The 12,547-nt window shown below is 72.8% G+C and carries 12 protein-coding genes; 7 read left to right on the forward strand and 5 right to left on the reverse strand.

Annotated features, from left to right (window positions below; translation table 11 throughout):
- Window position 1 precedes the first annotated feature (1 nt).
- Complete coding sequence (locus tag JYK18_RS23475) at window positions 2–1,711, reverse strand: tetratricopeptide repeat protein (RefSeq protein WP_206804698.1); 1,710 nt, start codon at window positions 1,709–1,711, stop codon at window positions 2–4.
- A 122-nt stretch (window positions 1,712–1,833) separates the two neighbouring features.
- Here JYK18_RS23475 and JYK18_RS23480 point away from each other — a divergent pair, with 122 nt between their 5' ends.
- From JYK18_RS23480 to JYK18_RS23490, 3 genes are all read left to right on the forward strand, one after another.
- A complete protein-coding gene (locus JYK18_RS23480) occupies window positions 1,834–4,581 on the forward strand; it encodes an AAA family ATPase (protein ID WP_206804701.1) in 2,748 nt (915 codons plus the stop codon).
- A gap of 5 nt (window positions 4,582–4,586) precedes the next feature.
- Window positions 4,587–5,018 (forward strand): SRPBCC family protein, encoded by a 432-nt coding sequence (locus tag JYK18_RS23485; RefSeq protein ID WP_206804703.1) that lies wholly within the window; start codon window positions 4,587–4,589, stop codon window positions 5,016–5,018.
- A gap of 100 nt (window positions 5,019–5,118) precedes the next feature.
- The gene (locus JYK18_RS23490) at window positions 5,119–5,691 is read left to right on the forward strand and encodes a TetR/AcrR family transcriptional regulator (RefSeq protein WP_206808072.1); all 573 of its coding nucleotides are present in this window, start codon (window positions 5,119–5,121) and stop codon (window positions 5,689–5,691) included.
- Here the strand turns inward: JYK18_RS23490 and JYK18_RS23495 are convergent.
- Window positions 5,664–6,521, reverse strand: a complete 858-nt coding sequence (locus tag JYK18_RS23495; RefSeq protein WP_206804705.1) for an SDR family oxidoreductase — start codon at window positions 6,519–6,521, stop codon at window positions 5,664–5,666. The two genes, JYK18_RS23490 and JYK18_RS23495, sit on opposite strands and share 28 nt — an antisense overlap.
- 126 nt (window positions 6,522–6,647) lie before the next feature.
- On the opposite strand from JYK18_RS23495, the gene JYK18_RS23500 reads away from it, so the two are divergent.
- The gene (locus JYK18_RS23500; RefSeq protein WP_206808073.1) at window positions 6,648–7,019 is read left to right on the forward strand and encodes a helix-turn-helix domain-containing protein; all 372 of its coding nucleotides are present in this window, start codon (window positions 6,648–6,650) and stop codon (window positions 7,017–7,019) included.
- A 109-nt stretch (window positions 7,020–7,128) separates the two neighbouring features.
- Here JYK18_RS23500 and JYK18_RS23505 read toward each other — a convergent pair whose 3' ends face one another.
- Together JYK18_RS23505 and JYK18_RS23510 are read right to left on the reverse strand one after the other, a co-directional pair.
- Window positions 7,129–7,776: a response regulator transcription factor gene (locus tag JYK18_RS23505; RefSeq protein ID WP_206804707.1), complete on the reverse strand. Its 648-nt coding sequence runs from the start codon at window positions 7,774–7,776 to the stop codon at window positions 7,129–7,131.
- Entirely contained in the window at window positions 7,751–8,983 is a 1,233-nt protein-coding gene (locus JYK18_RS23510; protein WP_206804709.1) for a sensor histidine kinase, read from the reverse strand. Before JYK18_RS23510 ends, JYK18_RS23505 begins: the two co-directional genes overlap by 26 nt.
- 129 nt (window positions 8,984–9,112) lie before the next feature.
- Between JYK18_RS23510 and JYK18_RS23515 the strand changes: the two genes are divergently transcribed.
- The 3 genes from JYK18_RS23515 to JYK18_RS23525 all read left to right on the forward strand — a co-directional run bounded on the left by JYK18_RS23515 (window position 9,113) and on the right by JYK18_RS23525 (window position 11,578).
- Window positions 9,113–10,060, forward strand: a complete 948-nt coding sequence (locus tag JYK18_RS23515; RefSeq protein ID WP_206804711.1) for an ABC transporter ATP-binding protein — start codon at window positions 9,113–9,115, stop codon at window positions 10,058–10,060.
- A complete protein-coding gene (locus JYK18_RS23520; protein ID WP_206804713.1) occupies window positions 10,057–10,836 on the forward strand; it encodes a hypothetical protein in 780 nt (259 codons plus the stop codon). The genes JYK18_RS23515 and JYK18_RS23520 overlap by 4 nt, the downstream gene beginning before the upstream one ends.
- A gap of 97 nt (window positions 10,837–10,933) precedes the next feature.
- A complete protein-coding gene (locus tag JYK18_RS23525) occupies window positions 10,934–11,578 on the forward strand; it encodes a GPP34 family phosphoprotein (protein ID WP_206804715.1) in 645 nt (214 codons plus the stop codon).
- Here JYK18_RS23525 and JYK18_RS46830 read toward each other — a convergent pair whose 3' ends face one another.
- Complete coding sequence (locus JYK18_RS46830; protein ID WP_242582017.1) at window positions 11,579–12,547, reverse strand: VOC family protein; 969 nt, start codon at window positions 12,545–12,547, stop codon at window positions 11,579–11,581. It lies immediately after the preceding gene.

Raw genomic sequence — 12,547 nt, forward strand, 5'->3', positions numbered from 1 at the left:
ATTATGGCCGACGCCGGAGCACCTCCAGGGTTTTCACCGCGCGGTCGTAGTCCTCGCGCAGTGCCGCGCGACGCTCGGTGATCCAGTGCTCACCGGGAACACCGTCGAGGAAGTCGCCCCGGTAGACCTCGACCGCGGTGGTCAGCCACTTCGCCGGGGCCAGCTCGGTGTCGCGCAGGGCGTTGCGGAACCGGTCGACGTCGAAGTCGCAGCCCGCCTCCCGGTCGAAGCGGTAGCGCCCGTTCGCGTAGGTCACCCAGCCCGGCTGCCGCAGCGCGCGGCGCAGGTGGTGCAGGGTGGTGTGGAAGTTATTGCGCACCTGGGCGTCGGTGGACCACGGCCACAGCGCGCGCCCGATCCGGTGCTTGGTGCAGTCGGTCTCGGTGAGCAGGAAGTACAGCAGCTCACGGGGTTTGGCGAAGGTCCAGTCGGCGGGGAGCAGCGGTTCGGAACCGAGGAACACCTCGGCCCGGCCGAAGGCGAACACCCGCAGCGGCGGATCCACCACCCGCGCGGCCGGGGGCTGCTCGTCGAGTTCCCCGTGGATCACCTGCTCGGTGGTGACCCCGGACCACAACTGCGCGAAACGCGCCCGCGGCACGGCGTTGCGCGCGGCGGCCAGCGTCCGCTCCCGGGCGGCGCGTTCCACCGGCGGCACGCGCGCGCCGGTCAGCATGCGCAGTTCGGCGGCGGCACCGAGCAGGCGCACCGCGTGTTCGGCCTCCCGAGACGCCAGCGCGACCGCGGCCAGCGCCTCCAGCTGGCTGGCGATCCGCCACCGGGCGTTGAGCGAATGGTGGTTGCGCAGGCTCGCTCGCAGGTACCGCCGTGCCGCCGTGGTGTCGCCTTCGTGCAGCGAGAGCAGGCCGAGCTGGCCGAGCGCCCACGCCTTGCCGTCGCGCCAGGCCACCCGGTCGGCGGCGGCGAAGCTCTGCGAGAGCAGCGCGCGGGCCGTCGCGTGGTCACCGCGGTGGAGCGCCACCACACCCAGCCCGAGCACGGCCCGCGACTGCGCCCGCCGCGCCCGGGTGCCGGACTGCGCCTTCGAAATCGCCACGGCCCCGGCGCACAGCATGCGCGTGGCGCCGAAATCCCCGCGCAGCCAGGAGATCAGGCCGAGCCGGTTCAGCGATTCGGCGGTCCACAGCGGGTCGGCCAGGCGCATCGCCAGCCGCCTGCTCTGCGTGTGCCTGGCGAACGCGGCGGCGTAGTCGCCGAGTTCGAGCGCGGCGTCACCGAGGGCGTCGAGCACGATTCCGGCGTTGCGGACGTCAGCGCACCGGGCGCAGATCGCCAATGCCTCGATCAGCCGGTCGGCGGCGCGTTCGTGCTCGCCGGCGAACCTGGCGACGGCGCTCAGGTTCAGCAGGTGGTCGAGCCGTTCGCGGTCCGCGCCGGAGACCGTGGCCGCGGGTGCGACCGGTTCGGCGGCGAAGTACTCGCGCACCACGCGCAGCAACCGGAACCGCGTACCGCAGCGCACCACCAGCGCGGCCCCGGTCAGCCGCGCCAGGGCCGGGGCCGGATCCGGGCCGTCGGTCAGCTCCCGCACGGCGGCGGTGGTGAACAGGCCGGGGAACACCGCGAGCCGGCTCAGCAGCTGGCGGTCGGCCGGGGTCAGCCGCACCACGGCGGTGGTGAGCGCACCGCGCACACCGGTGACCCGGTGCCGGGTACCGCCGCCGTCCAGTGGTAACGGAGTTGCCGACATGGGGAACACCTCGTGCGGAAGCCATTTGCGATCTCCACCTTCCGCATCACCGGACTCATCCGGTATCGGGGGATTCCCGCATCCCGCTTCCGGTGCACCGGGTGGTGCCTGACCATGACCGGATGGACGTGCGAAGACCGCTGCCGGGCCGGGCGGCCGAACTCGCGGTGCTGGACCGCCTGCTGGCCGCGCTGGCCGGCGGGCGGCCGGGCGCACTGGTGCTCACCGGCGAACCGGGCATCGGCAAGACCCGGATGCTCATCGAACTCGCCGAACGCGCCGGTACCGCCCGGGTTCTCCGCGGTGCCGCCACCGAGTTCGAGCGCGAGGAACCGTACGCGGTTTTCGCGCACGCGCTGGACCCGTTCCTCCGATCGCTCGGGGAATCGGGGCGCGCGGCGCTCGGCCCGGCCGACGAACTGCGGGCGGTGTTCCCCGCGTTCGGCCCGCCGGGGGACCGGACGCCGCCCGCCGCGCACCTGCGCTGGGCGGTGAGCGCGTTGCTCGCGCGCCTGGCCGCACGGCGACCGCTGGTGCTGGTGCTCGACGATCTCCAGTGGGCCGATGCCGCGTCGATCGAGCTGTTCGGCCACCTCGTGCGCTGGCTGCCCGACGTGCCGCTGCTGCTGGCCGGGGCGATGCGTCCGGCCGGTGGCCCGGAACGGCTTCGCCTGCTGCTCGACACGGCCCGCCCGGGCAGTGAATTCGAGGAGCTGGCGCTGGGCCCGTTGAGTCTCGACGAAGTCGCCGCGCTGTCGCCGGACGGGGAGGTGGCGGCGCTGCACCACGAGTCCGGCGGCAATCCGTTCTACTTCGAAGCGCTGGCCAAGGAAGGCGTGACGAGCGTGCCCCAGGCCGTGTTCGCCGCGGTCGCCGCCGAACTGCGGGGCGTGTCGCCGAAGGCGCGAATCGCCGCGTGGGCGGCATCGCTGTCCGATACGCCCTTCGAAGCCGGTCTGGCGGCAGAAATCGCCGAATTACCGCTCGAAGAGTTCCTGCGCGCGCTCGACGAACTGGCCGCCGTAGAACTGGTGCGCGCCGACGGGAGGCGATTCTGCTTCCGGCACCCGATTGTGCGCCGGGCCGTGCACCAGACGGTGGGACCGGGCTGGCGGCGGGCGGCCCACGCCCGGGCCGCGGAGATCCTCACCCGGCGTGGTGCCGGGATGGCGGTCATCGCGGAGCACGTCGAGCGCAGCGCCGTGGCGGGCGATCTCACCGCGGTGGAACTGTTGGCTGAAGCGGGAAAAGCGGCGTTGCCCGCCGAGGCGGCTCGCTGGTTCGGCGCGGCGCTGGACCTGTTGCCGAACGGCGAGGTGCACCGGACCCGTCGCCGGGAGCTGTTGTCACGTCTGGTTTTGTGCGCGGGCGCGGCGGGCTTGACCGACGAGAGCAGGCGCGCGGCCGACGAACTGCTCGCGCTGACCCCGCCGTCCCCGGCCAGGGCGGAGCTCGTCGCCTTCCGGTCGTTCGTCGAACGCGCTTCGGGACGGCACGACCGGGCACGGGCGCTCCTGGACCGCGAACTCCGCGTGGTGCCCAGGGAACTGGTCGTGTGCCGGGCCGCGCTGCACGCCGAACTGGCCGGTACCGCGTTGATGCGCGCCGATCACGCCGAAGTCGAGCGGCACGCGGACCTGGCACTCGCCGCCGACGGGCCCGCGCACGTCCTGGCCACCGCGTTGCTGGCGCACGGGCAGTACGCGCTGGGCCGGATCGAGGAGGCCCTCGCGACCGCGGAACGAGCCGCGGCGCGCTTCGACGCCATGCCCGACGAGGTTCTGCTGGCCCGGCTCGACACCTGCCTGCCGCTGGCGCGGGCCGAGCAGGACCTGGACCGGGCGGACGAGGCGATCCGGCACGCCACGCGCGGGCTCGACCTGGCCAGGTCGTCCGGGCAGGCGCTGGTCACGCCCCTGCTCTCGACCGCCCGCGCCGCCGCCCAGGCGTCGCGCGGCCGTCCGGTGGAAGCGCTGGAGGATGCCACCGAGGCGTACGAAGTGTGCCGCGCCGGGGAAAACCGGTACGGCGCGGCGCTCGCGTTGTGCGTGAGCGTGCGCGCGCAGGTGTGGCGCGGTGAGGTGAGCACCGCGGTGGCGTCGGCGGAAGAGGCGCTGGCGATCGGCCGGGAAACCGGCGCCGCGGCACTGATCGGCAGCGCGGGCGTCGGGTACGCGGAAGCGCTGCAGGCCGCCGGCCGGTTCGCCGACGTGGAACCGGTGCTGCTGGAGACGACCGGGAACTTCGAACTGGTCGACCGGCCGTGGTGGCCGCGGTTGCACCTGGTGCTGATCAGGGCGGCGCTGGCGGCCGGGGACCGGCACCGGGCCGGGCACCTGCTCGGGCAGGCCCGCGAGGCGGTCGCCGGGATCCCGCTGGCCTCGCGCCAGTCGCTGGTGCGGTACGCCGAAGCGTTGGTACGACTGGATTCGGCGGAGTTCGCCGCGGCGGCCGACGCCGCCTTCACCGCACTCGGCCTGGCCGAAACGGCGGGCTGCGGCATCCAGGCGGGACAGGCGCGCATCGTCGCCGGGCGGGCGCTGGCGGCGAACGGCGACCGGGCCCGCGGCCTGGCCGAACTGCTGCGCGCCGAACGGGACATGGCCGCGCTGGGCGCCTACCGCTACCGCGACCACGCGGTCCGCGAACTGCGCCGGTTCGGCCGCCGGGTGCCGCGGCCCGCCCGCGGTTCCGGCGCCACGCTGAGCCACCGGGAACACGAGATCGCGCAGCTGGTGGCGGCCGGGCGCACCAACCGGGAGATCGCGGAGGAACTGGTGATCAGCGAGAAGACGGTGGAGACGCACGTGTCGCGGATACTGCGGAAACTGCGGGTCCGCTCGCGCGCGGCGGTCGGGCGGGCATTATGAACCCCATGGCGCGCAAGGTGATCGACGTCCGAGCCGAGTTCCCCGTCACGCCCGCGCAGCTCTACGCGGTGCTGCGAGAGGGGGCGCGGTGGCCGGAGCTGACCCCGCTCGGCTCCTTCGAACTGCACCGGCCGGGGGAGACCGAACCCGAGGGCGTCGGCGCGGTCCGGTTGTTCCGCACCCCGCCGTTCGCCAGCTACGAGCAGATCGTCGAACTGGAACCCGACCGCCGGTTCAGCTACACACTGCTACGGGGCTTCCCGTTGCGGGACTACCGGGTGGACGCCGTGCTGACCCCGGTCGGCGGCGGCACCGAACTGCACTGGCACTGCGAATTCACCCCGAAGATCCCCGGTACCGGCTGGTTCTACCGCTGGTTCTTCGGTTCCTTCCACGCCAAGGTGGTCGCCGGGCTGGGCGCGGGGGCGACCGCTTAGAGGCAGTTCGGGGGTCCGGGGGTCGTCCCCCGAGGAGAAAACATAGAGTCACCGCATGCCGACCGCGGAACGCCGTACCCAGGAGGAGCGCAGCGCGGCCATGCGCCGCCGCCTGCTCGACGCCACCGTCGACTGCCTGGTCGAGCACGGGTACGCCGGCACGACCACCACCCGGGTGGCCGAGCGCGCCGGGGTGACCCGAGGCGCGCAGGTGCACCACTTCCCGACCAAGGCCGATCTGGTCACCTCGGCGATCCGGCACCTGGCGGCCAAGCGCACCGAGGTGGCGATGGCCGAGATCGACCGGCTGAAGGCGTCGGCCGATCCGGTCGGGGACGCGCTGCAGCTGATGTGGGAGATGCACCAGGGGCCGGTGTTCTCGGCCACCGTGGAGCTGTGGGTGGCCTCGCGCACCGACCCCGACCTGCGGCGGCAGATGTCCGCGGTGGAGCCGATCGCCACCTCCAGCCTGGTCGAGTTCGGCAAGGCGCTGCTGCCGGACTACGCCGGGCACCCCGAGTTCCTGCCCGCGGTCTACACCGCGATGGACACCGTGCGCGGGATCCTGATCGCCAGCTGGGCGACCCGCGACCAGGCCGAGCTGGACGCGCGCTGGGCCCGCGCCCGGCGCCACCTGCGGGTGCTCTACTCCTCGCTGCTCGAAGCGGCCTGAGCGGCCACCCACTCGCGCAGGGTCACCGGCTCGCGGCCGAGCAGCTTGGCCAGGTCCGGTGCGGCCACCGCCAGGTCACCGCCGGCGATGCCCCGGTTCGAGTCGACCAGCACCTCGACCACCGGCGCGGGCAGCCCGGCCGCGGTGAGCTGCTCGGCGGCCTGCGCGTCGGTGAGCGCGGTGAAGGTGATCTCGCGGCCGGTGGCCTCGCTCAGCGCCGCCGCCCAGTCCGCGTAGGAGTAGGTGACCGGGGAGCCCAGCTCGTAGATCGCGTTCTCGTGGCCGTCGGTGGTCAGCGCGACGGCCGCCGCCTCGGCGTACTCGGCGCGGGTCACCGGCGCGGTCCGGCCGTCACCCGCCGAGCTGGCCACCGTGCCGGTCGCCAGCGCCGCGGCGATGGTGCCGAGGTCGTTCTCCAGGTACCAGTTGTTGCGCAGGATGGTGTAGGTCAGGCCGCTCGCCTTGAGCAGTTCCTCGGTCGGGCCGTGGGTGCGGGCGAGCAGCATGCTGCTGGAGTCGGCCTTGGTCAGCGAGGTGTAGAAGACGTGCCGCACCCCGGCGCGCTTGGCCGCCTCGATGGCGTTGCCGTGCTGGGTGACGCGGTGGTCGGAGGCGTCGCCGGTGGAGATGATCAGCAGTTTCTCGGCCCCGGTGAAGTCCAGCGTCTCCGGGCGGTCGAAGTCGCCCTGCCGGACCTCGACGCCCAGGTCCTGCGCCTTGGCCGGTTCGCGGACGCTCACCGCGATCTCGCTCGCGTCGCCCCGCTTGCGCAGGTGCTCGACCACCAGCCGGCCCAGCTGGCCGTTCGCCCCGGTCACCACGATCGTCATGTTGTGCTCCCTCGTTGTCGTGCCTGTTCGCCGGGGACAACGGTGCTGGTGGGCAGTTGATTCCGTTCGGAGAGTAATGACTTTGAAGTCAGTGACTCTCTGTGGGAGAGTATTGGTATGACCTTCGTGCTGCCGGACCCGTACGACCGCGACTGCCCGACGCGGCAGCTGCTCGACCGCATCGGTGACCAGTGGACGGTGTTGATCGTGGGGGTGCTCGGGGACGGGCCGCTGCGGTTCACCGAGATCGGGAAGCGGGTGGCGGGCATCTCGCAGAAGATGCTGACGCAGACGCTGCGCGCCCTGGTCCGCGACGGCATCCTCGCGCGGCGGATGTACGCGGAGATCCCGCCGCGCGTGGAGTACGAACTGACCGACCTGGGGCGGGACCTGGCGGAGCCGCTCGGGGTGCTCACGGAATGGGCGAAGCAGCACATGGACCGGGTGATGGCGGCACGGGAGGCCTACGACCAGGCGGCCGCCGCTGCCTCGCGCTGAGCCGCTGCCGCGCGCTGCCGCGGTGCCGCGGTGCCGCGGTGCTGTGAATGTGGCTTTCACAGCACATTCCGCAGTGAAAGCCACATTCACTGCACCCCGGCCCAGCGGGTCAGGGGAGGAGGCCGGCTTCGTGGGCCAGCAGGCCCGCTTGGGTCCGGTTCGCGCAGTCCAGTTTCACCAGCATCCGCGACACGTAGCTCTTCACCGTCGCCTCGGAGAGGTGGAGGCGTTTGCCGATGTCCGCATTGGACAGTCCGGAGCCGAGGCAGCCGAGCACCTGGACCTCCCGCTCGGACAGGCCCGAGATCCGCTCGCGCGCCCGTTCGGCGCGGTGCTGCTCCCCGGCCGACGCGGCCACCAGCCGCCGGGCGGCTTCCGGGGACAGCACGGTGTGCCCGTCGGCGGCCACCCGGACCAGGCCGATCAGGTCCTCCGGCGGGGTCGACTTCACCAGGAACCCGGCCGCCCCGGCACGCAGCGCGCGGATGACGTAGCTGTCCGCGTCGAAGGTGGTCAGCGCGACCACGGCGGGCGGGTCGGGCAGCTCGGCGATGCGCTCGATCGCGGTCAAGCCGTCGACGCCGGGCATGCGCAGGTCCATCAGCACCACCCGCGGCCGGTGGCGGACGACCGCCTCCACCGCCTCCGCGCCGTCCCCGGCCGAACCGGCGACCTCGATGTCCGCGGCCGAGGACAGGATCGTCTTCAGGTGCGCGCACACCATCGGCTCGTCATCGACGACGACTACCCGGATCATCCCGTGAACTCTCTGCCGTGGGAACGTACGCGGGCAGTATCGCACCGAGTTCGAAGCCGCCGCCCGTCACCGGCCCCGCCCGCAGCGAGCCGCCGAGCAGGTCCGCCCGCTGCCGCAACCCGGCCAGCCCCGCCCCCGAACCGCTTTCGGCGAGCACCGGATCCGGCCGGGCCGCGGCCGGGCCGTTGCGCACCCTGATCCGGACCCCGTCCCCGCCGTACCGGAGTTCGGCGTCCACCACCGCGCCCGGCGCGTGCTTGCGCACGTTGGTCAGCGCCTCCTGCACGATCCGGTGCGCGGTACGGGAAATCGTCGGCGACAACAACGCGGGATCACCGTCGAGATCGAGCCGGACCACGACACCGACCGAGGCCGACTCCGCCGCGAGTACCTCCAGCGCGGCGATGTCGGCCGCCGCGTCGACGCGCTCCTCGCCCTTCCGGTCCATTTCGGACTGGTTGGTGCGGAGCACCCCGACGAGGTCCCGCAGTTCGTCGAGCGCTCTGGTGCCCGCGGCGCGGATGTCCTCGGCGGCCGCGCGCACCGACGCCTCCGCCGAACTGACCCCGAGCGCGCCGGCGTGCAACACCATCAGGCTCAGCTGGTGGGTCACCACGTCGTGCATCTCGGCCGCCAGCCGCCGCCGTTCCTGCGCCCGGGCCTGTTCCGCCAGCAGCGACTGCTCCCGTTCCGCGCGCTCGGCCCGGTCCCGCAGCGACTGGAGCAACTGCTTGCGCGCGTCCACGTACAGGATCAGCAGGGCCGGCAGCACCGTGTTGACCAGCCCGAACGGCAGGACGTCCCAGCTCGGTGCCCACGGCCGGGTGGCCACCACGGCCAGCAGCCCGACCAGCGTCAGCGCCACCGGCCGAGCCAGGATCCGGATCATCGCCACCACCAGCACCGGGGTGATGGTGGGCACGGTGGCCAGGGTCAGCGGGTCGACCGGGGACAGCAGGCCCGGCGCGAACAGGTCGGCCGCCAGCATCGCCAGCGCCCCGGCCACCACGAGGCCGAACACCGTGCGCGGGAACCGCCACACCACCAGCAGCGACAGGTCGAGCACCAGCTGGAGCACCAGCCACGCCTGCGGTCCGGCCCAGCCGCTGCTCCGCTGCCCGGCCGAGTAGAGCGTCACGTCCAGCGCGGACAGGGCCAGCGCGGTGACCGAAAGCGCGATCAGGTCGGATTTGCTCGGCTGGCGCACCCGCTCACGGTAGCGAGCACCGCACCGGCCCGCTGCCCGCCTTCGGCTACCGGCCGATCAACGAAAGTTGATCCGGTTGCCCGCCAAGCGCCGTATCGGGACAACCCCGTCACGCGGTCTGCTGAGCGGGTGATCGAAGTGAGGGAACTCGTCAAGACCTTCGGCGGCACGACCGCGGTGGACGGCCTGTCGTTCGACGTCCGGCCCGGGGTGGTCACCGGCTTCCTCGGCCCGAACGGGGCCGGGAAGTCCACCACCATGCGGATGGTGCTCGGCCTCGACCGGCCCAGCCGCGGCACGGTGACCATCTGCGGCCGGTCCTATGTGGACCTCCCGGCGCCACCGCGGGAGGTCGGTGCCGTGCTCGACGCCAAGGCCGTCCACAGTGGACGCAGTGCGCACGCGCACCTGAAGTGGATGGCGCAGGCGGGCGGCATCCCGGTGCGCCGGGTGGACGAGGTGCTCGACCAGGTCGGCCTCGGCGCGGTGGCGGGCAAGCGGGCCGGGGACTTCTCGCTCGGCATGGCCCAGCGCCTCGGCATCGCCGGCGCGCTGCTGGGCGACCCGGCCACGCTGCTGTTCGACGAACCGGTCAACGGCCTCGATCCCGAGGGCATCCAGTGGATCCGCACGCTGATGCGGGACCTGGCGGCCCAGGGGCGCACGGTCTTCGTCTCCAGCCACCTGATGAACGAGATGGAGGAGACCGCCGACCACGTGCTGGTGATCGGGCGCGGCAAGCTGATCGCCGACCTGCCGATCACCGAGCTGACTTCGCGCAGCGCGCACGCCCACGTGCGCGTGCGGAGCCCGGAAGCCGCGCGGCTGGGCGGACTGCTCGGCGAGCACGGCGGCCGGGTCCGCCGCGAGCCGGACGGCGACCTGCTGGTGACCGGGCTCGACGCGCCGTGGATCGGCGACTTCGCGCTCGCCCAGCACATCGCCGTGCACGAACTGACCACCGTCCGCGCCAGTCTGGAGGCCGCGTTCCTGGAACTGACCGCGGGTTCCGCGCAGTACTCCGCCGAGGTCGCCGAGACCGCACGGGCACTGGCTCAAGAAGGGAACAAGGCATGACCCCGCGACTGGGTGCGACGATCGCCAGCGAGTGGACCAAACTGCGTTCGGTCCGGTCCACCTGGCTGGCCCTGGCGCTGGCGGTGGTGCTGGCGACCGGGCTGACCGCGTTGTTCGCCACCGCGGTCGCCTCCGGGCACGATGCGCTCAGCCCGCCCGAGAAGCTCGCCTTCGACCCGGTCGGCAGCGGGTTGTTCGCGCTCGGCCTGGCGTTGATCCCGTTCATCGTGCTCGCGGTCAACGCCACCGCACCCGAGTTCGCCAGCCGGATGATCACCGTCTCGCTGGCGATCACCGCCCGGCGCGGGCGGTTCCTGGCCGCCAAGGTGCTGGTGGCCGTCGCGGTCGCCGCGGTCGGCGGACTGGTCTGCGTGCTGGCCGCGTTCGGCGTGAGCCAGGGCGTCTTCGCCGGCGCCGGGGTGCCGAGCGCGGGTATCGGTGATCCCGGCGTGCTCCGGATCCTGCTCGGCTGGGTTCTGCAGATGATGTTGTTCAGCCTGCTCGGCGTGCTGGTGGCGGTGTTGCTGCGCAGTGCCGCCGGGGCCATCGCCACCCTGCTCGGCCTGGTCTACCTGCCTGCCATCCTCGGCCCGATGCTGCCCGAGTGGGTGCACACCTACGTGCTGCGGTTCCTGCCGTCGGCCACCGCGGACGCCTTCACCGGCAACGGTGCGAACAACCTGCCCCTGTGGGCGGCCGGGCTGGTGATGGCGGCCTGGGTCGGTCTGCTGTGGACGGTCACCCGGCGCGTGCTGACGGTCAGGGACGCGCGGTGAACCGAACGCGTCCACGGCGGGCAACGCGGATACTGGTGTGGTTGTTCGAGGGACGACGGGGCTCGTGGGCCGAATTGTGGCCGGGAATGAGGAGGCAATGACCGACACGGCCGAGTATTCGTTACCGGCGAAGGCCTATCTGCTGGCGTGGCGTGACGGCCGGGTGCCGGACCGGCAGCGCGTGGGGTACCTGGTCCGCGCCGCCGCGTTGACCGATCTGTTGCTGCGGGGCCGGTTGGCCGACCACGACGGGCAGGCGGGCGCGGTGCCCGGTGGTTCCACCGGGGACCCCGTGCTCGACGAGGTGCTCGGCCAGATCGTCGAGAGCGGTCCGCGCAAGTGGCGCCACTGGGTGCGCAAGGACCACCGGCGCGCCCTGGAATCGGTGGAGGAACAGCTTTCCGACGCGCACCTGATCAAGGTGGAGCGCTCGCGCTTCTTCGGACGGCGACGCATCACCCTCCGGAACCCCGCACCCGCGACCGGCCTGCACCACACTGTCGACAAAGCGCTCCGGGGCGACGCGCCGGTGTCGCGCATTCCGCGCGAGGACGCCGCGCTCGTCGCGCTGGTGGCCGCCGTGGACCTGAAGGGCGTGGTCCCCGGGCGTGATCGGCGGCGCCACAAGGACCGGCTGCGGCAGCTCGAGGAACGCGGTGGCGCGGCGGTTCCGGTGCTGCGCAAGGTGTTCCGCGAACTGAGCCAGGTGCGGGCCGCGGCCGCGTCGGGCGGGGCCGGCTGATCAGCCGAGCCCTTCCGGGGTGACCAGGCAGAACGGGTGGCCGATCGGATCGGCGTACACGCGGTACCCGATCGGCTTGTCGGACCCGTCGAGCAGCTTCCCGCCGAGGGCGAGCACCTGCCGCTCCGCTTCGTCCAGATCGGCCACCAGCAGGTCGAGGTGCAGCTGCTGGGCGGGTTCGCCGGTCACCCAGTCCGGCCGGGCGAAGCGCTCGGTCCGGTGCAGTGCCAGCGCGGGCTGGTCACCGCCCAGCGCCAGCTCCACGAATTCCGGGGTGTCCTTGGTGCGTTCCGCGGCCAGCAGCGCTTCGTAGAACGGCGCGAGGGCCCGTGGATCGGGGCAGTCCACCACCACGACGGCGAGCTTCGGGCGCGGCCGGAACAGCCGGTCGAGGTGGTAGTCGATGGTGCCCAGGACCTCATCGGCCGGGCGTTCCTCCATGATCACCGAGGTGCGCAGGGAATCGGCCATGCTCCAGAGCAGGTGCGCCTCCTGCACCGGGTCGCGGTCGGCGGCCACGTCCCCGGCGGCCTGCGCGGTCCGCAGCAGCCCGGCGAAGAAGTCGATCAGCTTCGGCGTGCCCTCGATCATCACCTGGCGCATCTCCGGCTCGGCCAGCGCGCGGATGAAGAAGGCGGTCTCGATCAGCTGCTCGGCGCGGGTCACCTCGTCCACCGGCAGCAGTTCGGCCAGGCAGGTGCGCAGGATGTCCTTGGGGGACGGGTGCTCGGCGATGGCCAGCACCCGCGCGGTGATCCGCCGGTCGCGTTCGGCGCTCTGGTACTGCAGCGCGTAGAGCAGCATCTCGTCCTTGGTGCGGAAGTAGTGCTGCACCGCGCCCATGGACAGCCCGGCCTCGCCGGCCACCTGCCGCAGGCTCACCGCCTCCAGCCCGCGCTCGGTCGCCAGGCGCACCAGCGCCTTCGCGATCCGCTGCCGCCGCTCGTCCTGGTCCACCTTCTTCGGCAA

Source organism: Amycolatopsis sp. 195334CR (assembly GCF_017309385.1).
GTDB lineage: Bacteria > Actinomycetota > Actinomycetes > Mycobacteriales > Pseudonocardiaceae > Amycolatopsis.

What these genes read in the sequence shown, in the direction of transcription:
- JYK18_RS23475 (WP_206804698.1), bottom strand. Translation starts at nt 1,711, where the DNA reads ATGTCGGCAACTCCGTTACCACTGGACGGCGGCGGTACCCGGCACCGG.
- JYK18_RS23495 (WP_206804705.1), bottom strand. Translation starts at nt 6,521, where the DNA reads ATGACGATCGTGGTGACCGGGGCGAACGGCCAGCTGGGCCGGCTGGTG.
- JYK18_RS23480 (WP_206804701.1), top strand. Translation starts at nt 1,834, where the DNA reads ATGGACGTGCGAAGACCGCTGCCGGGCCGGGCGGCCGAACTCGCGGTG.
- JYK18_RS23505 (WP_206804707.1), bottom strand. Translation starts at nt 7,776, where the DNA reads ATGATCCGGGTAGTCGTCGTCGATGACGAGCCGATGGTGTGCGCGCAC.
- JYK18_RS23520 (WP_206804713.1), top strand. Translation starts at nt 10,057, where the DNA reads ATGACCCCGCGACTGGGTGCGACGATCGCCAGCGAGTGGACCAAACTG.
- JYK18_RS23485 (WP_206804703.1), top strand. Translation starts at nt 4,587, where the DNA reads ATGGCGCGCAAGGTGATCGACGTCCGAGCCGAGTTCCCCGTCACGCCC.
- JYK18_RS23490 (WP_206808072.1), top strand. Translation starts at nt 5,119, where the DNA reads ATGCGCCGCCGCCTGCTCGACGCCACCGTCGACTGCCTGGTCGAGCAC.
- JYK18_RS23525 (WP_206804715.1), top strand. Translation starts at nt 10,934, where the DNA reads ATGACCGACACGGCCGAGTATTCGTTACCGGCGAAGGCCTATCTGCTG.